This window comes from Lacisediminimonas profundi, assembly GCF_008831265.1.
GTDB lineage: Bacteria > Pseudomonadota > Gammaproteobacteria > Burkholderiales > Burkholderiaceae_D > Lacisediminimonas > Lacisediminimonas profundi.
The window spans coordinates 432,989-456,932 of record NZ_VTTH01000002.1 but is presented as its reverse complement, the minus strand read 5'-3'; the positions used below and the strand labels follow the sequence as shown (position 1 = coordinate 456,932).

The window sequence follows — 23,944 nt, the reverse complement described above, 5'->3', positions numbered from 1 at the left end:
GAGCGCCTGATGGACCGCGAGCAGCTCAAGGGCGTGGTGTTCGAGACTTTGCGCGGTATTGCGCCGGAGGTGCAGCTGTCGCAACTGGAACCCGGCACGCCGCTGCGTGACCAGGTTGACCTGGATTCGATGGACTGGCTGCATTTCCTGATGGGCTTGCATCAGAAGCTGCATGTCGAGATACCGGAGTCGGATTACCGCCAATTGACCACGCTGGAGCGACTGCTCGACTATCTGGGGAAGCGGGTGGCGTGAAGGGCGACGGGAAGATGAATTCACATCGTGGCCTGCGCGGCAGACCGCGATATGGGTAATATGCCGTCTGCCATCGATCCTTGGGATCCCATGGATCCCAAGGATCGTTACGATTAACAGGAGATACACATGCAATCTTTTTTCAACAGTTGGCGCATTGCGCTGGCCTTGCTGACGCTGGCCTTCGCACCCGCCGCGTCCGCACTCGACCCGATCACCCTCAAGCCGCTACAGGTTGGCCCCAACACCTGGTATTTCCAGGGTGAATCCGGAATGGCCACCGCCGCCAACAAGGCTTTCATGTCGAACGCAGGCTTTGTCGTGACCAAAGACGGCGTGGTCGTGTTCGATACCCTTGGCTCGCCGGCGCTCGGTGAAGCGATGCTGAAGGCAATCCGCAGCGTGACGCCGCAACCGGTGACGCGGGTGATTGTCAGCCACTACCACGCCGACCATTTCTACGGACTGCAGGCTTTCAAGGCCCAGGGCGCGGAAATCTGGGCGCACGAGAACGGCCGCGGCTACCTGGAATCCGACCTTGCCCAGCAGCGCCTGGCGCAGCGCCGCGCCGACCTCGCACCATGGATAGATCAGAACACCCGCATGGTGGCAGCCGACCGCTGGCTCAAGTTCAGCAGCGGCAAACCGATTCCATTCGAGATGGGAGGCATCCGGTTCCAGATCATCGACAGCAGCGGCGCTCATTCCAATGATGACATCATGCTGGCGGTGGACAACGATGGCGTGCTGTTCGCCGGCGACCTGTTTTTCACCGGCCGCATTCCCTTCGTGGGCGACGCCAACAGCAAGGTCTGGCTGGTGGCCCTGGACCGCATGCTGGAACTCAAGCCAAGGATGGTCGTTCCCGGGCACGGCCGGTCCTCGACCGAGCCGTTGAAGGATATCGAGTTGACGCGGAATTACCTGCAGTTCCTGCGCAAGGCGATGGGTGACGCGGTCAGCGACATGATGCCGTTCGAGGAGGCATACAAGAAAACCGACTGGTCCGCGTTCAGCAACTACCCGGCCTTCGAAGCGGCCAATCGGGGCAATGCCTATGGCACCTACATCCTGATGGAGAAGGAAAGCCTGCAGAAATAGGAGTCCTGGCGGAGGCTCTGCTTGTTGCGATGCACAAGAGAATTTTCTTGCAAAGATTCGTTCTATTTGGTTATATGCGCACTCACGCATGGAACGATAGTCATGGAAAAAGAGTTGAGCAAGGCGCAGATGAGCGAAGTCATCGAGGAAGTCTCGAACTATTTTTTCCTGTTGTCCGAGCCGACCCGCCTGAAGATCCTGCATGCCTTGTGTAATGAGGAACGTTCGGTGGGCGATATCGTCACGGAAATCGAGTCGACCCAGGCCAATGTGTCGCGCCAACTCAACATGCTTTACCGGGCGAAAATTCTGGCGCGGCGCAAGGACGGGACTCAGGTCTATTACCGGATCGACGACCAGAATACGATCGATGTGTGCCGTACGGTGTGCGGCCAGATGGCAACCAAAGTGCAGGTCGGGCCGTCTATTAGCCAGATTGCGGTTGAGAGCTTCATGTCCCAAGCGGACTGAAGCGGCGGCGCCAGATATGCGGGGTAGCTGCATGTCAGGAAACCGCCTGCCGTAGCGAGAAGCCAGAGTTGGCCGCAAGCAGTGGAAGCAAGCAGTGGAAGCAAGCAGTAACAGCAAGCAGTAACAGCAAGCAGTAACAGCAAGCAGTAACAGCAAGCAGTAACAGCAAGCAGTAACAGCAAGCAGTAACAGCAAGCAGTAACAGCAAGCTGGGCGAGTGAGACAGCCAGGAACCGCTTAACCGCGGTTCATTTTGGCAATAAATATGAGCGGTTAGTTATATAGCCGTAGATTCAACTTTTCATCCGAGGTGTTTTGCATGTCAAGTAAAGTGCGCCAGACGGGCCGCATTCTGCGAGCGCCCGAGAATTTCGTGGACAGCGCGCTGGCCACCGAAATCAATAGCGGGGGGCTGAATGAATCGCGTCGAGGCTTCTTGAGGAAGAGCTTCCTCGCCGCGGGCGCAGCGCTCGCTGGCGGATCCGCGCTGGCACAGCCGCCGGCCGGCGGAATCGGCGATGGCGATCCCAACATACTGAACCTGCCCGAGCACGCGAAAACGCTGGGCAAGCCAGTCGCCACCAACCCCTATGGCGTGCCGTCGAAGTTCGAGAACAAGCTGCTGCGCCGGGAATCGCCGGGCCTGACCCGGGTGCCGGCCGCATCGGTTTCCTTTACGCCGCTGCAGGGCTTGTTCGGCATCATCACGCCCAGCGGCCTGCATTTCGAGCGCCACCATCAGGGTTGGGTCGATATCGACCCGGCTACCCATCGCTTCATGATCAACGGCTTGGTGAAGAACCCCAAGGTCTACACGATGGATGACCTGATGCGCATGCCCTCGGTATCGCGCATGCACTTCATCGAATGCGGCGCCAACACCGCGATGGAGTGGGGCAATGTGGCCGTGCCGACGGTGCAGTACTCGCACGGCATGTTGTCTTGCAGTGAATTCACCGGGGTGCCGCTGTCGGTGCTGCTGGACGACTGCGGCTATGACAGCAAGAAAGCAAAGTTCGTCATGGCCGAAGGCGGTGACGGCTCCGGCATGACGCGCACCATCGACATCTCTCGCGCGCTGGACGATGTGCTGGTCGTGTGGGGCATGAACGGTGAAATGCTGCGCCCCGAAAACGGATATCCGCTGCGGCTGGTGGTTCCGGGCGTGCAGGGCGTGTCGTGGGTCAAGTGGCTGCGCCGGATCGAGGTCGGCGACCAGCCGTGGGCGTCGAAAGACGAGGCCATCCATTACATCGACCAGATGCCGGATGGCTTGCACCGCCAGTACAGCTCGATCCAGGAATGCAAGTCGGTGATCACCACGCCTTCCGGCGGACAGGCGCTGCTGGACAAGGGCTTCTACAACATCACCGGACTGGCATGGTCCGGCCGCGGAAAGATAAAGCGCGTGGACGTATCGGTCGATGGTGGCCGCAACTGGCGCACCGCGCGCCTGGAATCGCCGGTGCTGACCAAGTGCCTGACGCGTTTCAACATCGACTGGACCTGGGATGGCGGTCCGGCCGTGCTGCAGTCGCGCGCGATCGACGAAACCGGTTACGTCCAGCCGAAAGTGAATGAGTTGCGCGCCGTGCGCGGCACCCGTTCGATCTATCACAACAACATGATCCAGTCATGGAAAGTCGCACCGAGCGGGGAGGTTTCGAATGTCCAGGTTTACTAAGGCGTTCCTCGCCGTCGTGCTGGCCAGCGCGAGTTGCGCCGGCTTCGCCCAGAAATATGAAGGTATCGGCCGCACTGCCACCGACAAGGAAATCAAGGCTTGGGACATCGATGTGCGTCCCGATTTCAAAGGACTGCCACCCGGATCGGGCACGGTAGCCAAGGGGCAGGTCATCTGGGACGGCAAATGTGCCTCCTGCCACGGCAGCTTCGGCGAATCGAACGAGGTCTTCACGCCTATTGTCGGCGGCACCACGAAAGAGGACCAGAAGACAGGGCGGGTCGCAGCGCTGATCGACGGCAAGCAGCCGCAAAAGACCACGATGATGAAAGTCGCCACGGTCTCGACCCTGTGGGACTACATCAACCGCGCCATGCCATGGACTGCACCCAAGACGCTGAGCACCGAAGAGGTGTATGCGGTGACGGCATACATCCTCAACATGGCTGAAATCGTCCCCGATGATTTCACGTTGTCGGACAAGAACATCGCCGATGTCCAGCAACGCATGCCCAACCGCAATGGCATGACCACCAAGCACGGGCTGTGGGATGTGAAAGGCAAACCCGATGTGAAGAGCGTGGCCTGCATGAAAGACTGCAAGGTCGAGCCCGGCATCCGCTCGGAACTGCCGGAAAGCTCGCGCAACGCGCACGGCAATATCCAGGAACAGAACCGCACGTTCGGTCCGGTGCGCGGCGCCGATACCACCAAGCCGGCGAGCACCGCCCCGCTTTCGGCGGGACGGCGCGAGCTGGTAGCGCAGGCGGCGGCGCCGAAGGCTGCTGCCAAGGGCGCATCGGTCGCGCCTGATCCGGTCGCTTTGCTGAAGCAGAACGGCTGCGTGGCCTGCCACGGCATGAGCAACAAGATCGTGGGGCCAGGCTTCAACGAAATCGCCGCGAAGTACAAGGGCGACGCCAGTGCCGAAGCGCGCCTGGCCGGCAAGGTCAAGAATGGATCGGCCGGTACCTGGGGGCCAGTGCCCATGCCAGGCCACCCGCAACTGAAGGATGACGATATCATGTCGATGGTGCGCTGGATCGTTCAGGGCGCAAAGCCTTGATCGATCTCCGTTTCGCCAGGTCACGGATCGACAGCCGAAGCAAGCCAACAGCAAGACCGGCTACAGCCGGCTCTATTTTCAATCTTAATATCTCGCTGGAGACCACAATGAATCAGACACGACGCGACGTAATGCGTATCTCGACGGTGCTGGGCCTTGCCTTCACCGCCGGACTGCTGAAGCCATCGGACGTTTTTGCGGCCGAATGGAATGGCAAGGCATTTGACAGCAAGACCATGGAAGAGGCCATCAAGGCACTCGGCAGCGACAAGTTCGAGGTCAGCAAGGATGTGACCATGAACGGTCCGGACATCGCGGAGAACGGTGCGGTGGTGCCGGTCTCGATTGCAAGCTCGGCTCCCAATACCGAGTTCATGGCGATCCTGGTCGAGAAGAACCCGACCCCGTTGGCCGCCACTTTCACCATTCCCCCGGGCAGCAACCCGGCCTTCAGCACGCGCGTGAAAATGGGTGGCACATCCAATGTCCACGCGCTGGTGAAAGCGAATGGCAAGTGGCTCATCGCCAGCAAGGAAATCAAGGTCACGCTCGGCGGCTGCGGCGGCTGATCGATCCAGGCAATCCAAGACAATCCAGAGGAAAATATCATGGCAGATCCGATGCGCATCCGCGCAAATGCAACTGGTGACGAAGTCGAAGTCAAGATCCTGATGCGTCACGACATGGAAACCGGCCAGCGCAAGGACGCGGCCGGCAAACCGATCCCGGCGCATTTCATCAAGAGCCTGCAAGCAAAATGGAAAGACAAAGTCGTGCTCGACGCTAACTTCGGCACGGCGATTTCCAAGGACCCGTTCCTGTCGTTCAAATTCAAGGGCGGCGCCAAGGGCGACAAGGTCACGGTAACCTGGGTCGACAGCAAAGGCGACACCCGCACTGACGAAGCGACGATTTCCTGAGCATCGGCAGGCGAAGCAGGGCGGCGCAGAACCGCCTCCATTTATCCAAAGGAGACAAGATGAGACGCAAGAAGCTTTTATTGTTGACGGGGTTCGCAACCCTTGTGGCCGGTGCCGCCGGCCCGGCGCTGGCGCAAGCCTCCGCAACTGACGAGATTGCCCGCTACCGGCAAATGCTGGCCGATGGCAACCCCGCGGAATTGTGGGAGATGCGCGGCGAGGAGCTCTGGAAGAAAAAGACCGGCCCCAAGAACGTCTCGCTGGAGCAGTGCGACCTCGGCAAAGGGCCGGGCGTGGTGAAGGGCGCCTATACCGAGCTGCCGCGTCACTTCAAGGACGTCAACAAGGTGATGGACCTGGAGCAGCGGCTGATGCATTGCCGCATGACGCTGCAGGGCCTGACCCGTGCCCAGGCAACTGCGCAGCCCTTTGCCGCCACCGGCAAACCGTCCGACATCGAGGCGATCGTGTCGTACATCACATCCGAGTCGCGCGGCCTGCCGATGGCAACGCCCACCGGTCATCCGATGGAAAAGGCGATGTACGAAGCGGGCAAGAAGATTTTCTTCTACCGCGGGGGCGCTTATGACTTTGCATGCGCCACCTGCCATTCCGTGGACAACCAGCGCATCCGCCTGCAGGACCTGCCCAACATCCTGAACAAGAAGAACGCGCAACTGGCCTACACCACTTGGCCGGCGTACCGCGTGTCGCAAGGCGAGGTGCGGACCATGCAGCATCGCTTGAACGACTGCTTCCGCCAGCAACGATTCCCGGAGCCCTTGTATGGCTCTGATGCGATCACTGCGGTGACGATGTTCCTGGCAAAGAATGCCGAGGGTGGCGTCTACGCCGGCCCTGCGCTGAAACGATAAGGGAGACGACAGATGAAGCTGAAAAAGACAGGCCTCCTGCTCGTGTCCGGCGTGTTCCTCGCCGGCTGCGCAGCGATGGCTACGCAAGGGGACGGCAACGACCTGGCCATGAAAATGCTGAAGGAAGACTTCCGCTCCAAGGGCCCGGCCACGATGGAGAGGATGCTCAACCAGGACGAAGCCCAGAAGCTGTGCAGCGAATATCCGACCGAGCGGCCGAAGGAAGTGGCGGCACGGATCGAGGCCACCCAGATGAAGAACATCAAGCTGCCGTCCGACGGCAAATACCTTGGCAAATGGCAGGAAGGCGAGAAGGTCGCGCAGAACGGGCGCGGCATGCAATCGTCTGACCAGGTGGGTGGCGTCAACGGCGGCAACTGCTATGCCTGCCACCAGATCAGCAAGCAGGAAATCTCGTACGGCAACATCGGGCCTTCCCTGTACAACTACGGAAAGCTGCGCGGACAAAGCGATGCGATCATGCAGTACACCTGGGGCAAGATCTACAACTCCCAGGCCTACACCGCGTGCTCCAACATGCCGCGTTTCGGCCATGCTGGCATCCTGACCGAGGGCCAGTTGAAGGATGTGATGGCGCTGCTGATGGACCCGGCTTCGCCAGTCAACAAGTAAGCGGCAAATAGCAGGACGGATGCGGAGGACCGGCATGCCGGCCTCCGCATCCTGCTTTGCAGCTTGCGTCCAGATTACGTTAAGAAATATTTTCAAGGAATGATGATGGGTATGAATCGGCGTGAGTTCATGCAACTGATGGGGATGGCGGCGGCCAGTGGCATGGCGCTGAATGCACCCGGCGTGCTGGCGGCGCCGTCGGCCGGCAAAATGTATGACATTCCGCGCTTCGGCAATGTCCACTTGCTGCACTTCACCGATTGCCACGCGCAGCTCAAGCCGATTTACTTCCGTGAGCCCAACGTCAACCTCGGCGTCGGCGAAGCGGTCGGACGGATGCCGCACCTGGTCGGCGAGCGATTGCTGAAGCAAATCGGCGTCGCACCGGGAACGCCGCAGGCACATGCCTTCTCGTATCTCGATTTCGAGCAGGCGGCGCGGACCTACGGCAAAGTCGGCGGCTTCGCCCACCTGGCCACGCTGGTCAAGCGGATGAAGGCCGGCCGTCCCGGCGCGCTGCTGCTGGACGGCGGCGACACCTGGCAGGGTTCCGGCACGGCACTGTGGACCAATGGCCAGGACATGGTCGACGCCTGCCTGCAACTGGGCGTGGACGTGATGACCGCGCACTGGGAAATGACGCTGGGCGACAAGCGCGTCAAGGAAATCGTCGAGAAGGACTTCAAGGGCCGGGTCGACTTCATTGCGCAAAACATCAAGACCACCGACTTCGGCGACCAGGTTTTCGCACCGTATGTGATGAAGCAGATGAACGGCGTTTCGGTGGCCATCATCGGCCAGGCATTCCCGTACACGCCGATCGCCAATCCGCGCTACATGGTGCCCGAGTGGAGCTTCGGCATCCAGGACGACAACATGCAGAAGATGGTTGACGAAGCGCGCGCCAAGGGTGCGAAAGTCGTGGTCGTGCTGTCGCACAATGGCATGGACGTGGACATCAAGATGGCGTCCCGCGTTCGCGGCATCGACGCCATCCTCGGCGGCCACACGCACGACGGCATGCCGGCTCCGGTGGTCGTGAACAATGCCGGTGGCAAGACGCTGGTCACCAATGCCGGCAGCAACAGCAAATTCCTGGGCGTGCTCGACTTCGACGTGCGTGGCGGCAAGATCGACGGCTTCCAGTACCGCTTGCTGCCGGTATTCTCCAACTTCCTGCCGGCCGACAAGGAGATGGACCAGCTGATCACGAAGGTGCGCGCGCCCTACGAAGCGAAACTGAACGAAAAGCTCGCCATCACCGAAGGCACGCTGTATCGGCGCGGCAATTTCAACGGCACTTTCGACCAGCTGATCGTGGACGCCTTGATGGAAGTGAAGGGCGCTGACCTCGCGTTCTCGCCCGGCTTCCGCTGGGGCACCTCGCTGCTGCCGAACAGCCCGATCCTGATGGAGCATGTGCTCGACCAGACCGCCACCACCTATTCGTACACCACGCTCAGCGAAATGAAGGGCGAGATGATCAAGACGGTGATGGAGGACGTGGCCGACAACCTGTTCAATCCCGATCCTTATTACCAGCAGGGCGGCGACATGGTGCGGGTGGGCGGCATGACCTATTCGATCGAGCCGAACGCAAAAATGGGATCGCGCATCCAGGACATGCGCCTGAACGGCAAGCCGATCGAAGCCGGCAAGACCTACAAGGTCGCCGGCTGGGCGCCGGTGGCCGAAGGCGCGAAGGGCGAACCGGTATGGGACGTGGTCGCCACCTGGCTGCGCGCCAACAAGGTGGTCAAGTCGCGCAAGCTGAACACGCCGCGCATTATTGGCATGGAAGGCAATCCGGGCATTGCCCCGTGATGGCAGTGATGGCCTGAACGCCTGCCGCCGCCTCGCACCTCCACACGTCCGGGGTGCGGGGTGTGCCGGAGTGTCTCGAATTTGGCCGCTGTAGCATCGCCCCGCGCGCGGCGAGGTCGGAACGGCTAGTGGGCCTTCGACAGCACCAGGTAGACGATGGCAGCCACGGTAAGGCATGCGCCAGCGGCGGTACGCAGCGAGAGTTTCTCGTCGTGCAGGACTGCAGCGCCGATGATCGCCGTGATCAATGGGTACGAGGCGATGATCGGTGCAACTTTCCACACCGGGGCCATGCTCAGGGCCACGTACATCAGCAGCACGGCGCTACCGTTCAAAACACCGGTAACGGCAAACCAGGCAAGTCCTTTGCGGTTCAATATCGGTCGCTTTCCCTTGCGCAAACGATCGGCGCCAAGCACCGTTGCCGACGACATCACATAACCGATCAGGCCGGCAGCGAAGGCGCTCGGCCACAGCAGCAATCCGGCCTTGACCGCAGCTTGCGCCAGGCCGCGCATGACGGCGCCCGCGACCGCCCACGACAATGAGCTGGCGGCGAAATCGCTGCGTACTGCGTTTCTTTTCCACGTCAGCATCACCACCCCGGCCACGACGCCGAGCGCAGACAGCGCTGCCTGCGGCGGCACCCGTTCTTGCAGGAAGATGCCAGCGGCAAGCAGCGCAAACAGTGGCGCGGTGCCTGACACTGCGCTGGTCACTGTGGGGCCAAGCAGCTCGTTGGAGCGGAACGTGAACATCGTCACAACGGCCGGAAAGAAGATGCCGATCGCGGCGAACACCAGGGCCGCGTGCATGGTGAAGCCGCTGGTATCCAGTATGAACGGCGCCGCGATGATGAACAGCAGCGTCGCAGTCGGAATGCTGATGGCAGCACCGGAGCGCGCGTCCAGCGAGCGCAGTCCGACTCGTGATGTGATCATCGCAATGCCGAAGCACAGTGAACTCATGAGGGCGATGCCCGGTGCCAATGCAGTTTTCATCCCGGCATTTTACTGCCAGGAACTTCCTGTGCTTCCATAATGGAAATCTGCGGCTTTGCAATGGCTTGCCCGAGACGGGAAACACACGCGGCCCGACCGAATCTTCAATCTCGTGGTCGAACCATCAAGCTCCCTGCCCGGACCCATCAAAATGTTGTCGAGCCACTATCAACATCCGCTGGTCCTGATCTCCATACTGGTGGCGATCCTGGCTTCGTATATCGCGCTGACCCTGGGAAGCCGCGTCAACCAGCAAGGAGCCGGGGGCGCATTCTGGTGGATAGTCGGCGGTGCGTTTGCCATGGGCACCGGCATCTGGGCCATGCACTTCATTGGCATGCTTGCGTTCCGCTTGCCGATTCCGGTTGGCTACGACCTCGGCATCACCCTCGGGTCCTGGCTGATCCCTATCCTCGCTTCGGCGCTTGCGCTGGTGCAAATGCGCTTGCGCGCACCATCCGTGTCGCGACTGCTGGCGTGCGCGCTGCTGCTGGCGGCCGGAATCGGCGCCATGCATTACATCGGCATGTCCGCGATGCGGATGGAGCCCGCCATTGTCTACGATCCTGCATGGGTCGCGGCATCTGTCGTTTTTGCGGTCGTCGCCGGCGTCATCGCGCTTTTTGTCGGGCGCATCCTGCGCGACAGGACGACACGGATCTGGATCCCGAGGGCTGCGGCGTCGATCCTGTTGGGAGGGACGATAGCGGGCACGCATTACACGGGCATGCTGGCGGCCAATTTTCCTCTGGGCAGCGTGTGCCTGGCCGCGGGATCGGGATTCAGCCAGGATGGGCTGGCGATCGTCGTTTCCATCGCAACCTTTTCAGTCCTGGCGATCGCGTTGCTGACCTCGATTTTTGACGCCCGGCTTGAGTCGCGCACGCAGATGCTGGCGCTGACAAGAGACATTGCCGAGGAGCGGCAGCGCTTGCTGGAAGGCGAACGGGCTGCGCGTGCCGACGCGGAGCGACTCGGCGCCCTGAAGGACGAGTTCCTCGCCACCCTGTCGCACGAGCTTCGCACACCCTTGAATTCGGTGCTGGGCTGGGCCCAGTTGTTGCGGCTGCAAATCACCGACCAGGCGGCGCAGAACGGCCTTGCCACCATTGAACGCAATGCACGCCTGCAGGCGCAGCTGATCGACGATCTGCTCGACATGAGCCGGATCGTCGCCGGCCACGTGCGCCTGGAGTTGCAACTGGCAGATCCTGTTTCGTTCATCCGGACGGCAATCGAGAGCGCGCAACCGGCCGCCAGTGCCAGGCAGGTCGGTATTCGCTTCGTCAATGCCTGCGGCGCTGCCGATCGCGTATGGGGCGACCCGGCGCGCTTGCAGCAGGTGATGTCGAACCTGTTGTCGAACGCAATCAAGTTCACGCCGGAAGGCGGCGAGGTGGTGGTCGAACTCAATCGGGCCGGCGAACAGATCGAGATCACAGTGTCGGACACCGGGATTGGCATCCGCGCCGATTTTCTTCCGCATGTGTTCGACCGCTTCCGGCAGGCGGACGCATCCACCACACGCCGGCATGGCGGCTTGGGCATCGGCCTGTCAATCGTCCGGCAACTGGTCGAACTGCATGGCGGCAGCGTCAGCGCGGCCAGCCCTGGAGAAGGGCGGGGCGCCACATTGGTGGTGTCCCTTCCGGTTGCCGGGGCAAGCCGGCCGGATCGGACCGGCTCGCCCGAAGCGCTGGCGCGCGCCGCAGTGGCGGGCACCGCCGCGGAGGCAGTCGACTTTTCGGCGTTCAGGATACTGGTGGTGGATGACGACGCCGACGCCCGTCATCTGGTCACCCGGATACTCGCTCAGTACGGCGCACACGTGATCGGGGCCAGTTCTGCCATCGAGGCGCTAGCGTTGCTGACCAGGGACACGCCGAATCTGCTGGTCAGCGACGTCGGCATGCCGGACGTGGACGGGTTTGAACTGATACGGCGCGTACGGAAGCTGGGGAACGGCGTGGCGCAGATGCCGGCCATCGCGCTGACGGCATTCGCGCGCAGGGAGGACGGAGCGCGGGCGATCGCTGCAGGATTCACGGCTTACGTTCGCAAGCCGATCGATGTCCGGAATTTGATTTCGGCGGTCGATGCCGTGATGGCGGGCTGGGCGAGGAAGCTGAAAGTGAGGGAAAGTAGTGCCGGCCCCGCAGACATTCGTCAGGACTGATCCGACCAGCGCGAAAACAGCTTGATATCCAGGCCCTGCGGCACATACCACTTGCGCTGGACGCTGTCCCAGCGGGCGCCGAGGCGCTTGGCATCATCTTTCTCGCTGAATGGAACATCCAGCACCATGGCGGACTTGCCCGCCGACGCTGTCCGCCCGGCCGCCTGGCCGGACCGGCGCGGTGCGGTGGACTTTGACGGGGCGGCAGGGCTGGGGGCGGACCCGGGAGCAGGTCTGGGCGCACGGACGATGTCGCGAACCGTGCCGTCTGCCCGGGTTTCAACCCATCGGGTGCCGAGTCCGGTTTCAAGGGCCGTGATGTAGGGCGGGTCGAAGGGTGGGGCCGAGGGGACGTTCAGGGTTGCGTCGTTTGTCATTGCAGGCGGATGGTCGAGGATGATGGCGGTGTTGTGGCTGGCCATCTGTATAGCACAAGGACGCCGGAAAGCAAAAAGGCCAACCGTGGTGGTTGGCCTTTTTGCACCATCAGAAAAGTCGCCGCTTATGGTGGATTTCCGTGGCGGGCGTTATTTCAATACGCGTCCGGTGCCCGCTGCGTCAGATGGACGTCGGATGAAATTCCGCGCACCACCTGCTTGACCAGGGCGTCCGGGAAGGATTTCGCGTTCCAGTCGCCGACCGCCTGCTTCAATTGGGCGACAGTCGTGGTATCTGCTGCAGGCAAGACCAAGGCCAGCGTCCTCGATTCGCCCAAGGGAATCTGTGCGGAGAACTTCTTCCATTCCGGCAGCCTGGACAGTTCCTCGAGCACCGTGCTGTCATGCACGACCGCGGCGCATGCACCGGTGCGCAAGGAAACCAGCGCGTCGGTCAGGGACGGGTAAGCCTTTTCAATTGCGCCGTAGCGGGCTTCGGCCAGACCAGCGTAATTCCCGCCCTCGGCCAGGCATACGGTCTGGCCGGCAAGTTGTTGGGCGCTACGAATCGAGGTGTCGGTGCGCAGGATGGCCATGGGTGCAGTGCTGTATTTGACCGGAATGACTGCCCGGCTGCCTGGCAGTGCGTTCAGGTCTGCAATCGTCTTGATCTGGATGCGCGAGCGCTGTGCTGAACCCGAATCGGCTGTTGCCAGCGGCAAGCGCCTGGCAATGTCTTCTGCGAGTCCAGCTTCAATGGTGGCGTGCGTCCGGGCCTTCGCGCCCAGCGCATCGGCCGGCTGCTGTCCGGCATCCTGGACCATGCTGGCCGCAGCAACCCCGCCGCAGATGGCGGACAAAACCAGGGAGAGCGCGGCGCCGCGCAAGAATGCGGATTTGATCAGGGTAGCCATAGGTGCCTTCAGATAAGGATGTCTAAAAAGTGCGTTTGCGGGTCTGGAACAGGCTGAAGTTTGTGCGAGCGAGACCCACCGCACAAGAATGTTTTCCGAGTTTGCTTATGCATTGCAGTTATATGGAAAAAGGAGTGACCTGCGCTTGATCCTGTCTTGAGCGCTTCGGTGCGCGATGGCGATGCTTTTCCTCGTGGCAATGTGTCAAAATTGCATCATGAATCTTGATATCCCGACATTAATGGTGACGATCATCGTCACCAGTTCCGCGGTGGCGATTGCCCTCGCCGCAGTCGCCTACCGCCGTAGCCGCGTCATGCTGGCCTGGTCCGGTGCGCTGGCGCTACATGCATTCACCTATGGCCTGTTTGTGCTGCGCGGGCAGATCAGCGACCTGATCTCGATCCTGCTTGCCAATGTCGCGCTGGTATCGGGATTGACGCTGTTCGTCGAAGGAATTCTCTTGTTCCAGCAGCGTCGTGCGCGGCACTGGCTGATCTGGCTACCGGTTGTGGTTCTCGGACTGAGCTTTTCCTTTTTGCTGGATGCCATGCAGGCGCGGCTGGTCATCAGCGGCGTGATTTGCGCCGGGCTGACCGCGACTGCATTGATCACCTTGATCCAGCGGCGCCATGAAACGAGTGGGCGCGGCCAGTACATCCTGATGACGGGATTCCTTTTCGCCACCCTGATTTTCCTGGCCCGGATCGTCGGGACACTGACCGGACAAATGGAACTGGCGACCTTCCTCGCGAACAACCAGATCCAGACGCTTACCTTCCTGACTGCCATCATCGACCTGACCTTGCTTTCGATTGGCATGGTGCTGATGATCCACGAGCGCGCCGAACATGAACTGTTCCAGAATCGCGAGATCTTGCGGCAGCAGAATGCCACGCTGAAAGACTATTCCGACGAATTGAAAGACGCCAACCGCAAGCTGGAAGCGCTGTCAATCACGGACGGCCTGACCGGCTTGTACAACCGGCGTCATTTCGATGAAGTGCTCGCCGCCGAATGGGCGCGCGCCCGACGCGCCGGGGAGGCGTTGGTGATCCTGATGATCGATATCGATCTGTTCAAGAGGTACAACGACTGCTATGGCCACCAGGCCGGGGATGACTGCCTGATCAAGGTGGCGGGCGCATTGCAGGGCGGAGCGCGCCGTTCGGGCGACATGAGCGCCCGCTATGGCGGCGAGGAGTTCGTCGTGATTGCCTCAGATACCGACCTGGTTCAGGCGAAAGTGCTGGGGGAAAGCTTGTGCCAGGCCGTGGAGTCGATGGAAATTCCGCATGCGCAATCGCCGTTTGGCAAGGTCACCGTGAGTATCGGCGTCGCCGCAATGATCCCGGGCGGGGAGACGTCGGCCGAGGCGCTGGTGTTCAGTGCTGATGAAGCGCTGTATCGAGCCAAGAATGCCGGACGCAACCAGGTGGCGGTGGGATAGCAGCCGTGCAGGATCAGCTGCAAGCGGGGCTAGCCGGATCGCGTGCAAACCACCGGCCAGCCTTCTTCATAAGCCCGCTATTCAGCGCCCCAATGCCTGGTTCACCCGAGGCAGCACCTCGGTCGCCATCAGCTCCATGGACCGCTTGCCCAACGCCGGATCGATCCAGTCGTGGCAGGCGTACAGCAGCGTGCCGAAATCACCGATCTGATCGCGAAAGGCGAGCAGCTGGTCCACCACGTCATTGACGGTGCCGGCGATGACCAGCTGGTCCAGCGCATACTCGAGCGTGACCGCCGAATCCGGCATGTCCTGGTCCGGCTTGAACAGGTTCGAGCGTCCGCCGCCGACGATCAGCTTGCGCATCAATTGCTTGAAGTAAAACGCATAGGGACCATTCGGGCCCTTGCCGTATTCGCGGGCATCGCGGTCATTGTCGGCCACGAAGATGCTCTTGGCGACCCGCCATTCACGCGGATGCGCTTCCTGGCCAACCGCCTGCCGTCCCTCTACATATTTCGGCCAGTGGCTGGCGACCCACTTGGGTAGCAGGAAGTTGGCCGAGATCGGCTGCCAGCCGCGCTTGGCTGCCTCGGTCACGCCCTTGGAGAAGGGAGCGACCGCGGTCACCACCACCGGCGGAAAGGGTTGTTGGAACGGCTTGACGATCTTGCCCTGGCCGATCTCGGGAATGCCGGTCTTCGCGGTGCTCACGCTCCAGTACTTGCCCTTGAGTTCGTACGGCGCCTCCTTGGTCCAGATGTCGAGAATCATGTCCATCGACTCGACCAGCATTTCGGTCCGGTCGCGGTCGAGGTTGCCGAACAACTCGACATCGGACATCAGCCCGCCCGGGCTGATGCCAAAGATCAATCGCCCCTCGCACATGTGGTCCAGCATCGCCACTTGCGCGGCGACCATTGCCGGATGGTTGTTGGGCAGGTTCACCGTGCCGGTGCCGAGCCGGATCTGCGTGGTCTCGTAGGCGAGGCTGGCGAGAAAGGCGACGCACGACGAAATGGGTTCAGCCACATCCGACACGTGCTCGCCGACGAAAGCCTCGCTGTAGCCCAGGCGGTCGGCAAGCAGGATCGCCTCCCGGTCTTCTTTCAGGGTGTCAGAAAGGCGTCGGCCCGGTGGATGCAAGGGCATCATGAACATTCCCAACTTCATCAAAGGTCTCCGAGTTATAGTGATCAGGTGATCACTATAAGTTGACGGTTTTCCTTTTGCAAGTCCTGCCTTGAAGGGCAGCGTTGCATGGCAGCGTTACAATTCCGCAATTCGAACCGTACCCATTGCCGGCGCTACGAAACACCCGCTTTCTCATGACGACAGATCAAACAACGACAGCCGTACGCAAGCCGCGCGCACCCCGGATGGACATCTCCAAACGCGAGCAATTGATCGTCCAGAAGGCCATCGAATACTTCTCGCAGCACGGGTTCGAGTGCGGCACGCGCGACCTTGCCCGCCACATAGGTGTAACCCAGTCGCTGCTCTACAAGTACTTTCCGAACAAGCAGGCCCTGGTGGACCGGGTCTACCAGGAAGTGTACGTAGCGCGCTGGAATCCGCTATGGGAACAGCAGTTACGAGACCGGACCGTGCCGATCGAAGCGCGGCTCAAGCGCTATTACCTCGACTACGCCAAGAGCATGCTCAAGAAGGACTGGGTGCGCATCCTGATCTTTGCCGGCCTGAAGCAAGAGGGCATCAACAACCGGCTGTTTGAACTGCTGCGCGAGCGGATCTTCAAGACCGTGGCGGAAGAGGTGCGGCATGCCTACCAACTCGCCGAACCTGCCGATGCCGACGACGCCGAGATGGACGTCGAATTGGTCTGGGCACTGCACGCCAGCATCTTTTACCTGGGCATGCGCAAGTGGGTCTACAAGTCCGGATTGCCGAAGGACGTCAATGCGCTGATCGAGACATTGATCGAGGGGTTCATCGGGGCGATGAAGCAGCGTAGGCGGGCCGATGGTTTGGCCACGAACGAGCAGGGGAAAAAGTAGGGTAGGGCTGGTGCGTGGAGAATTGCAGAAAAAGGGCTGCAGGCTTGTGATCTGCAACCCTTTGATTCTGTTGGTCGGGGCGGCGGGATTCGAACTAGCTAACCCTTGCCAGGGCAATTCAGAGCGTACTGCTCAGTCTGGCCTGACATTCTGATTAAGGCGGAAGAAATTATCGGGATCGTATTTGGATTTCACCCGGGACAGCCGGTCATAGTTGTTGCCGTATGCACTCCGAACCGAGTCGTCACCTTCACTGATGAAATTTACGTAAACACCCCCGGTGGCAAAGGGTTCGGTGGCAGCGTAGAACTCGCGTGCCCAACTCACGCAGGCATTATCCTGATCGGCAGTGTCCCAGCGGGTGTGAACGTTCATGATGAACTCGACATCACGATGTGGATAGGCGGTGGCATCAGGTGAAATTCGATTGGTTGCCCCTCCCATTTGCGCTATGAAAATCTCTGACTGCGCGCTGGGAAGCTTGCTTGCGTAATCGATCAGCTTGCCAATTAACTCGTCACTCAGTTCAGTGAAATTGTGTGACTTCCAGTAGTTGCGCGCGCCGGGGGTAAGCAATGGGTCGAAAGCTTGCTGGAAGCCGGTGTAGGGATACGCCCCGAAGCCATCACCAATGGGTTGCCCCAACTTTTTGAGAGCGGCCAACGCCTTTTTCCCCGCGTTCAACGGGCCGTTGTATAGCGCTGGAAGAATCAACACTTTAGTGCCGTGCACTTCTGGAGGGAGAAAAGGAAGCGGCGGTGCATCACGCATGACCGCCCATACAGTCAGTTCCTCAGGGCAACTGGCGCAGAACTCGCGGTATTTATGCAATACGGAGCTAGCCTGGTCAAATGGAAACACAATCGGGCCGGACATGACTTCTGGACCGACAGTGTGCAATTTGAACTTGAACGAGGTCACAACACCGAAATTCCCGCCCCCTCCGCGAATGGCCCAGAATAGATCTGGGTGGCTATTTTCATCACAGCGAATTTGTTCCCCCTCGGCGGTGACCACCTCAGCCGCAATGAGATTGTCAGCTGTCAGCCCTAACGAGCGACTGGTCCAGCCAAATCCACCACCCAGGGTCAGGCCCGCAATACCCGTCGTGGAATTGATTCCGGTAGGAACCGCCAAGCCATAGGCCTGGGTCTCATGATCCACATCCCCAAGCATAGCGCCGGGGCCGGCCACAGCGATTTTTGCTTCAGGATCGACCCAGACAGTGTTCATGGCGCCAAGGTCGATAAGTAATGCACCGTCGTGAAGGGACTTGCCGGCGATGTTATGACCCGCTCCACGGACGGATGTGAGCAGCTGATGCTGCCTGGCAAACCTTACTGCCTGCATCACATCAGCCGCACCACTACAGCGCACAATCAGAGCCGGACGGCGATCAATCATCGCATTCCATATCTCACGCAACTCGTCATAGTTGGCGCTGCTCGGCGTAATTATTTGGCCGCGAACCTTTGCTTGCAAGTTGTCCACGGCCTGGCTGCTGAGATCAACAATTTCGCCATGTAGCGAACGAACCTTGATTGCACTCATTATTTTTCCAGTGGGTTCTGGGTGTTAGAGCCCGCTGTTATGAACAGTACGGGTTTTATTCCTTTCGTACGAACATTGGGGGCGAATTCACTGTTCAAGTTTGATTTTTAGCCAACTTACAGCACTGAGGCTGCTGTACTTTGTTGCCGGCCGTTCAACAGGCTCTTTGCCAGCCTGAAGCAGGAGGGCATCAAAAACCGGCTGTTTGAATTGCTGCGCGAGCGGATCTTCAAGACCGTGGCGGAAGAGGTGCGCCATGCGTATCAACTCGCAGAACCAGCCGATGCCGACGACCCCGAGATGGATGTCGAACTGGTCTGGGCACTGCACGCCAGCATCTTTTACCTGGGCATGCGCAAGTGGGTCTACAAGTCGGGATTGCCGAAGGTCGCCAATGCGCTGATCAAGACATTGATCGAGGGGTTTATCGGGGCGATGAAGCAGCGCAGGCGGGCCGATGGTTTGTCGACCAAGATGCAGGGGAAAAAGTAGGGCAGGTGTGGTGCGCCGCGGAGCGAAAAAGATAAAGGGCTGCAGACTTGTGATCTGCAACCCTTTGATTCTGTTGGTCGGGGCGGCGGGATTCGAACTCGCGACCCCTTGCACCCCATGCAAGTGCGCTACCAGGCTGCGCCACGCCCCGACTGAGGCCCGAATTATAGCAGAGCAATATGGATTGGCGTATGCTGATCCGACAGATTTTTCCTCCCCAGCTATTCAACTTTTTTCATGACCATCAGAATCAGCAGCCAGTTCGACGCGGGCGCGATTGAAGTCGTCCTCGCACAATCCGCAAATGACATTCGCCTGAACATCCGGCGCGACAGCAAGGCCGATTTTTCCCAGTGGTTTTATTTCCGTGTCGAGGGCGTGCGTGGCCAGCACACGGTGCTGCGTTTCCTGAATGCGGGCAAGGCGACTTATCCGGACGGCTGGCCTGGCTATCAGGTTGTTGCCAGCACGGACCGGCAGCGCTGGTATCGCGTTCCGACCACTTACGATGGACAGGTGCTGACGGTGCAGCACACGCCGACGGCGGATGTCGTCTACTACGCGTATTTCGAACCATACTCGTGGGAACGGCACCTGGACCTGCTGGGCCGCATGTCGAATTCGCCGCGTGCGCGCTTGGAAAATCTCGGCGTGACGCTGGAGGGGCGCGACATCGACATGGTGGTGGTCGGCGATACCACCAAGGAAAAGAAAATCTGGGTCATCGCGCGCCAGCATCCCGGTGAATCGATGGCGGAATGGTTCGTCGATGGCATGCTGAATGCGCTGACCGAGCGCGCCAATCCGGTCGCGGCGCGCTTGCTTGAACATGCGGTGCTATATGTGGTGCCGAACATGAATCCGGACGGCTCGGTCCTTGGCAACCTGCGCACGAATGCAGCGGGGGCCAACCTGAACCGGGAATGGATGACGCCGTCGGCCGAGCGCAGCCCGGAAGTGCTATGCGTGCGCAACAAGATCCACCAGACCGGGTGTGACTTGTTCCTCGACGTGCATGGCGATGAGGGCTTGCCGTATGTGTTCACGGCCGGTTGTGAAATGCTCGACGGCTTCACCGCACAGCAGGCGAGGGCGCAGCAGGCATTCATCGATCGTTTTTGCGATGCGAGCCCGGACTTCCAGAAGGTCCATGGCTACCCGTCGGGGAAGTATCGGGAAGAGATGCTGGCATTGGCCTCGAAGTATGTCGGCCATGCATTCGGATGCGTGTCGCTGACGCTGGAGATGCCGTTCAAGGATAACGCTGCCTTGCCGGATCCGGAGGTGGGCTGGAACGGTGCGCGCAGCGCGGCCCTGGGCGCCGCGGTGTTGCAGGCGATGCTGCATTCGGTAATGCCGGCCGGGGTGGATTGAAGAAGCAGATAGTCGCATCGCGCTAAGCGCGATGCAGCGGAAGGTCTCGAACGTCCCCGCTTGTCGGCGCCCTGGCACACCCTTTACAAATCGTCACAGCATTGACTGGCTTGCCGGCGGATGATGCCTCAGGTTTCCTTGAAAGGCTCATCGTGAAAATTTTAATGGCAGGTGGATTGCTTGCGCTGTCGGCCCTGATGGCCGGATGCGCAGTGGTGCCGGCCTATCCGCCGGAAGTCGGCATCTCCGCCGGTGTCTATGTCAACCCGCCGCCGCCGGTGGTAGTGGGGCCGGTCTATGCCTACCCGGCTTATCCGGCTTATCCCGCCTATCCGGCTTACCGGTACTACCGTCATCCGGGTCGTTACTACCGCTAGGACTGCAGCGCGTTCAGAAGCTCTCGGTCGCCGACAGATAGCGCCATTTCCCTGGCGGCAGGTCGCCCAGCTTTACGCGGCCGATGCGAACACGCTTCAGGCCCAGCACTTTCAGTCCGACCATGTCGCACATGCGCCGGATCTGGCGCTTCTTGCCTTCGCGCAGGATGAAGCGCAACTGGTCGTCGTTCTGCCAGGTGACCTTTGCCGCCAACAGCTTCTTGCCATCCAGGGACAGGCCGTGATTGAGTCGCTTCAGGTCGGCATCCGGCAGGCGGCCCGGGCGTGAGTACTGCACCCGCACCAGGTATTCCTTCTCGATCGAGGTGTCTTCGCCGATCAGCTGCTTGGCGATGCGGCCGTCCTGGGTCAGCACCAGCAGGCCGGTGGAATCGATATCCAGCCGTCCGGCGGGGACCAGGCTCTTCAGTTGCGAGGGGTGGAACCGGATTGGCGCCGTGTCTTCGCTCCAGCGGTTTTCCGGCCGGACCAGCACGAAGGCGGGTTGGTAGCCATCTTCTGCCTGTCCGCTGACATAGCCCATCGGCTTGTGCAGCAGCACCGTGACCCGTTGCGCCTGTTCGACGCTGGCTTCGCGGGTGACGGTGACCTTCTGGTGCGGCAGGACCTTGCTTCCCAGTTCCGACACCACGACCCCGTCCACGCGCACCCAGCCGCGCGCGATCCATTCGTCAGCTTCGCGGCGCGAGCACAGGCCCAGTTCGGACATTCTTTTGGAGAGGCGCAGAGGTTCGGTCATTTGATGCGGGGTGAGGTGCGAGTTAGAGGGAGAAAAACATGGCAGCGCAGGGCACGGTGGCTTGCCGGCCGTCAGACCTTCAGCACATCCAGCAATTCGGTCTCCAGCTGGATCTGGCTGCGGGCGTGGTTCAGGGTCGGGCCATCGATCAGGAAAACGTCTTCCACGCGCTCGCCCAGGGTCATGATCTTGGCAGTGTGCAGATTGATCTTGTACTTTGCCAGCACGCTGGCAATCGCGTATAGCAGGCCGTTGCGGTCGTTCGCGGAAACCGATAGCAGGTAGTACTGGCCGCGTTCGTCGGGGCGCAGGTCGACCGTGGGGGTGGCCGGGAAGCTGCGCGACAGCCGCGACAGCCTTGCCTTGCGCGGCAGCGGCAACGCTTCGTTCGAGGTCAGCGCCTGGGCCAGTTCATGCTCGATCAGGTTGATGATGTCGCGATAGTTCTTGGCGAAATTCGGTTCGGTCACCAGGAAGGTGTCGAGCGCATAGCCGTGCCGTGTCGTGTGGATCTTGGCGTCAAGGATGCTGAAATTCTTGCGATCGAAGTAGCTGCAGATGCGCGCGAACAGGTCTTGCTGGTCCCTGACATACACGGTCACCTGCAAGCCCTCGCCGATCGGCGCCAGCCGGCACTTGACCACCGGCGTATCGCTGTCCACCCTGGTCGCCAGGCTGCGGGTCTGCCAGGCAATGTCGGAAGCGTCGTGACGCAGGAAGTAGACCACGTCGAGCTGGTCCCAGAGCCGCTCGTGCGCCTGCTCCGACATGCCATACAGGCGCAGCGTCTTCAGCGCTTCTTCCTGCCGGTTGCGCAATTCGCGATCGACGCTCGGGGTTTCGCCGCCGAGCACGCGCAGCGTCTTCTGGTACAGCTCTTCCAGCAGCTTGCCCTTCCAGGCGTTCCAGACCTTCGGGCTGGTGCCGCGGATATCGGCAACGGTCAACAGGTAGAGCGCGGTCAGGTGGCGCTCGTCCTTCACCATGTTCGCGAAATCCTGCAGCACTTCGACATCCGACAAGTCCTTTTTCTGCGCCACTTGCGACATCGACAGGTGCTGCCTGACCAGGAACACGACCAGTTCGGTGTCGGGCGCCGACAATCCATGCGCGCGGCAGAAGCTGCGGGCGTCCTCCTGCCCCAGTTCGGAATGGTCACCGCCGCGCCCCTTGGCGATGTCGTGGAACAGCGCGGCGATATAGAGCAGCCAGGGCTGGCTGAAATTCGCCATCAGCTGACTGCAGAACGGATACTCGTGCGCATGCTCGGGCAGGGCGAAGCGGCGCATGTTGCGCACCACCATCAGGATGTGCTGGTCGACCGTGTAGACGTGGAACAGGTCATGCTGCATCTGGCCGATGATGCGGCGGAAATTTGGCAGGTAACGGCCCAGCACCGACAGCTGGTTCATCCGCCGCAGTGCATGGGTGATTCCTTGCGGCGCCTGCAGGATCTTCAGGAACAGCTCCCTGTTCACCGGATCGGCGCGGAACTTGCGGTCGATGCCGAAGCGGGCATGCCACAGCGATCGCATGGTGCGCGCCGTCATGCCTTTCAGTTCCGGGTGCAGCTCCAGCATCAGGAACACTTCGAGCATGGTCGACGGCTGGCTTTCGAAGGTGTCGTCGCGGGCAATGTCGATCAGGCCGTTGATTTCATTGAAGCGCTCGTTCAGCGGACGTGCCACGCCAGCCGTGGGAAACAGCCGGGCTTCGATGTTCTGCAGCAGGATGGTGTTGAGCTGGGTAATTGCCTTGGCCGCCCAGTAGTAGTGCTGCATCAGGTATTCGCTGGCGCGCCGGGTCTCGGTCGAGCGATACCCCGACAGCTCGGCGACCGGGGTCTGCACGTCGAATACCAGCCGGTCTTCATGCCGCCTGGTGATGATGTGCAGCCGGATCCGGATCTCCTTGAAGATCCGCTCCTTCTGCTTCAGTTGCCGCGCTTCGGTCGGGGTGAGCAGGCCGCGCTCGGCAAGGGCGCGCCAGGAATCGCCGAGGCCAGCGGCCTTGGCCACCCACAGGATCACCTGCAGGTCGCGCAAACCACCGGGGCTCTCCTTGCAGTTCGGCTCCAGGCTGTAGGGGGAGTCTTCATATTTGACATGCCGCTGGCGCATTTCCAGGGTCTTGGCGCGGAAGAATGCCGGCGCGTCCATCGCCGCCTGGCAGCTCTCGCGCAGCCGGGCGAAAAGGCGGCGGTTGCCGGTGATCAGGCGCGCCTCCAGCAGCGCGGTCTGCACCGTGATGTCGGCTGCGGCTTCCGTCAGGCATTCATCGATGGTGCGGATGCTGTGCCCCACTTCCAGCCCGAGGTCCCACAGCAGCGTCACCAGTTGTTCCAGCCTGGCCTGCAGCACCGGATCCGGTGCCTGGTCGAGCAGGATCAGCACATCGACGTCGGAGTAGGGGAACAGCTCGCCGCGGCCATAGCCGCCGACAGCGACCAGCGACAGCGCGGCCGGAATGCCGAACTCGCGCCAGGCGCGGGTCAGCGCGGCGTCCACGTTTTGCCGCAGCCGCATCAGGAGTTTCTCGGGGCGGCCGTTGACCAGGAAGCCGTCAATGGCAGACTGTTTGCCTTCCCGAAGCTGCTCTTTCAGCGACGCCGCAAGCGTGGCCATC

General features: G+C 60.9%; 23 protein-coding genes and 1 tRNA gene. 16 read left to right on the top strand and 8 right to left on the bottom strand.

Going from position 1 to position 23,944, the window contains the following annotated elements; all coding sequences use genetic code 11:
• The first annotated feature begins 9 nt into the window (after window positions 1–9).
• The 10 genes from FVE66_RS07790 (at window position 10) to soxB (ending at window position 8,829) form a co-directional block, all read left to right on the top strand.
• Window positions 10–255, top strand: a complete 246-nt coding sequence (locus FVE66_RS07790; protein ID WP_151446829.1) for an acyl carrier protein — start codon at window positions 10–12, stop codon at window positions 253–255.
• A gap of 129 nt (window positions 256–384) precedes the next feature.
• A complete protein-coding gene (locus FVE66_RS07785; protein ID WP_151446828.1) occupies window positions 385–1,356 on the top strand; it encodes an MBL fold metallo-hydrolase in 972 nt (323 codons plus the stop codon).
• 102 nt (window positions 1,357–1,458) lie between these two features.
• Window positions 1,459–1,827 (top strand): ArsR/SmtB family transcription factor, encoded by a 369-nt coding sequence (locus FVE66_RS07780; RefSeq protein WP_241673084.1) that lies wholly within the window; start codon window positions 1,459–1,461, stop codon window positions 1,825–1,827.
• Between the two features lie 319 nt (window positions 1,828–2,146).
• Window positions 2,147–3,511 (top strand): sulfite dehydrogenase, encoded by a 1,365-nt coding sequence (gene soxC, locus FVE66_RS07775; protein WP_151446827.1) that lies wholly within the window; start codon window positions 2,147–2,149, stop codon window positions 3,509–3,511.
• Window positions 3,495–4,577 carry a c-type cytochrome gene (locus FVE66_RS07770; protein ID WP_151446826.1) on the top strand — a complete coding sequence of 361 codons (1,083 nt, stop codon included), beginning with the start codon at window positions 3,495–3,497 and terminating at the stop codon, window positions 4,575–4,577. The genes soxC and FVE66_RS07770 overlap by 17 nt, the downstream gene beginning before the upstream one ends.
• 107 nt (window positions 4,578–4,684) lie before the next feature.
• Complete coding sequence (gene soxY / locus FVE66_RS07765) at window positions 4,685–5,146, top strand: thiosulfate oxidation carrier protein SoxY (protein WP_151446825.1); 462 nt, start codon at window positions 4,685–4,687, stop codon at window positions 5,144–5,146.
• A gap of 39 nt (window positions 5,147–5,185) precedes the next feature.
• Window positions 5,186–5,497, top strand: a complete 312-nt coding sequence (gene soxZ, locus FVE66_RS07760) for a thiosulfate oxidation carrier complex protein SoxZ (protein WP_151446824.1) — start codon at window positions 5,186–5,188, stop codon at window positions 5,495–5,497.
• 59 nt (window positions 5,498–5,556) lie between these two features.
• Window positions 5,557–6,372, top strand: coding sequence for a sulfur oxidation c-type cytochrome SoxA (gene soxA / locus FVE66_RS07755; RefSeq protein WP_151446823.1), 816 nt, complete (start codon window positions 5,557–5,559; stop codon window positions 6,370–6,372).
• Between the two features lie 12 nt (window positions 6,373–6,384).
• Window positions 6,385–7,005, top strand: coding sequence for a sulfur oxidation c-type cytochrome SoxX (soxX, locus tag FVE66_RS07750; RefSeq protein ID WP_151446822.1), 621 nt, complete (start codon window positions 6,385–6,387; stop codon window positions 7,003–7,005).
• A 111-nt stretch (window positions 7,006–7,116) separates the two neighbouring features.
• Window positions 7,117–8,829: a thiosulfohydrolase SoxB gene (gene soxB, locus FVE66_RS07745; RefSeq protein WP_206668727.1), complete on the top strand. Its 1,713-nt coding sequence runs from the start codon at window positions 7,117–7,119 to the stop codon at window positions 8,827–8,829.
• Window positions 8,830–8,954: 125 nt separating this feature from the next.
• Here the strand turns inward: soxB and FVE66_RS07740 are convergent, their stop codons facing one another.
• Window positions 8,955–9,830 (bottom strand): DMT family transporter, encoded by an 876-nt coding sequence (locus FVE66_RS07740; RefSeq protein WP_151446820.1) that lies wholly within the window; start codon window positions 9,828–9,830, stop codon window positions 8,955–8,957.
• 151 nt (window positions 9,831–9,981) lie between these two features.
• On the opposite strand from FVE66_RS07740, the gene FVE66_RS07735 reads away from it, so the two are divergent.
• The gene (locus FVE66_RS07735; RefSeq protein WP_151446819.1) at window positions 9,982–12,006 is read left to right on the top strand and encodes a hybrid sensor histidine kinase/response regulator; all 2,025 of its coding nucleotides are present in this window, start codon (window positions 9,982–9,984) and stop codon (window positions 12,004–12,006) included.
• Here FVE66_RS07735 and FVE66_RS07730 read toward each other — a convergent pair.
• Both FVE66_RS07730 and FVE66_RS07725 read right to left on the bottom strand, forming a co-directional pair.
• Complete coding sequence (locus FVE66_RS07730) at window positions 11,997–12,383, bottom strand: DUF5710 domain-containing protein (RefSeq protein WP_151446818.1); 387 nt, start codon at window positions 12,381–12,383, stop codon at window positions 11,997–11,999. The two genes, FVE66_RS07735 and FVE66_RS07730, sit on opposite strands and share 10 nt — an antisense overlap.
• Window positions 12,384–12,538: 155 nt before the next feature.
• On the bottom strand, window positions 12,539–13,297 hold the full coding sequence (locus FVE66_RS07725) for a type 2 periplasmic-binding domain-containing protein (protein ID WP_151446817.1): 759 nt from the start codon (window positions 13,295–13,297) through the stop codon (window positions 12,539–12,541).
• 217 nt (window positions 13,298–13,514) lie between these two features.
• On the opposite strand from FVE66_RS07725, the gene FVE66_RS07720 reads away from it, so the two are divergent.
• Complete coding sequence (locus tag FVE66_RS07720) at window positions 13,515–14,747, top strand: GGDEF domain-containing protein (RefSeq protein WP_161993219.1); 1,233 nt, start codon at window positions 13,515–13,517, stop codon at window positions 14,745–14,747.
• Between the two features lie 81 nt (window positions 14,748–14,828).
• Here FVE66_RS07720 and FVE66_RS07715 read toward each other — a convergent pair whose 3' ends face one another.
• Window positions 14,829–15,920: an LLM class flavin-dependent oxidoreductase gene (locus tag FVE66_RS07715; RefSeq protein ID WP_151446815.1), complete on the bottom strand. Its 1,092-nt coding sequence runs from the start codon at window positions 15,918–15,920 to the stop codon at window positions 14,829–14,831.
• Between the two features lie 206 nt (window positions 15,921–16,126).
• On the opposite strand from FVE66_RS07715, the gene FVE66_RS07710 reads away from it, so the two are divergent.
• A complete protein-coding gene (locus FVE66_RS07710; RefSeq protein ID WP_161993218.1) occupies window positions 16,127–16,765 on the top strand; it encodes a TetR/AcrR family transcriptional regulator in 639 nt (212 codons plus the stop codon).
• Window positions 16,766–16,897: 132 nt separating this feature from the next.
• On the opposite strand, the gene FVE66_RS07705 is transcribed toward FVE66_RS07710, so the two are convergent.
• The gene (locus tag FVE66_RS07705; protein ID WP_151447247.1) at window positions 16,898–18,280 is read right to left on the bottom strand and encodes an FAD-binding oxidoreductase; all 1,383 of its coding nucleotides are present in this window, start codon (window positions 18,278–18,280) and stop codon (window positions 16,898–16,900) included.
• A 246-nt stretch (window positions 18,281–18,526) separates the two neighbouring features.
• On the opposite strand from FVE66_RS07705, the gene FVE66_RS07700 reads away from it, so the two are divergent.
• Window positions 18,527–18,808: a hypothetical protein gene (locus FVE66_RS07700; protein ID WP_151446813.1), complete on the top strand. Its 282-nt coding sequence runs from the start codon at window positions 18,527–18,529 to the stop codon at window positions 18,806–18,808.
• Window positions 18,809–18,882: 74 nt separating this feature from the next.
• Here FVE66_RS07700 and FVE66_RS07695 read toward each other — a convergent pair.
• Window positions 18,883–18,959: transfer RNA gene (locus FVE66_RS07695), tRNA-Pro, on the bottom strand.
• An 86-nt stretch (window positions 18,960–19,045) separates the two neighbouring features.
• Here FVE66_RS07695 and FVE66_RS07690 point away from each other — a divergent pair.
• Both FVE66_RS07690 and FVE66_RS07685 read left to right on the top strand, forming a co-directional pair.
• Window positions 19,046–20,182 carry a M14 family metallopeptidase gene (locus FVE66_RS07690; RefSeq protein ID WP_151446812.1) on the top strand — a complete coding sequence of 379 codons (1,137 nt, stop codon included), beginning with the start codon at window positions 19,046–19,048 and terminating at the stop codon, window positions 20,180–20,182.
• 152 nt (window positions 20,183–20,334) lie between these two features.
• A complete protein-coding gene (locus FVE66_RS07685) occupies window positions 20,335–20,559 on the top strand; it encodes a hypothetical protein (RefSeq protein WP_151446811.1) in 225 nt (74 codons plus the stop codon).
• Between the two features lie 13 nt (window positions 20,560–20,572).
• Here the strand turns inward: FVE66_RS07685 and FVE66_RS07680 are convergent, their stop codons facing one another.
• Both FVE66_RS07680 and FVE66_RS07675 read right to left on the bottom strand, forming a co-directional pair.
• A complete protein-coding gene (locus tag FVE66_RS07680; protein WP_151446810.1) occupies window positions 20,573–21,319 on the bottom strand; it encodes a pseudouridine synthase in 747 nt (248 codons plus the stop codon).
• Window positions 21,320–21,390: 71 nt separating this feature from the next.
• The gene (locus tag FVE66_RS07675) at window positions 21,391–23,943 is read right to left on the bottom strand and encodes a [protein-PII] uridylyltransferase (protein WP_151446809.1); all 2,553 of its coding nucleotides are present in this window, start codon (window positions 23,941–23,943) and stop codon (window positions 21,391–21,393) included.
• Window position 23,944: the final 1 nt, after the last annotated feature.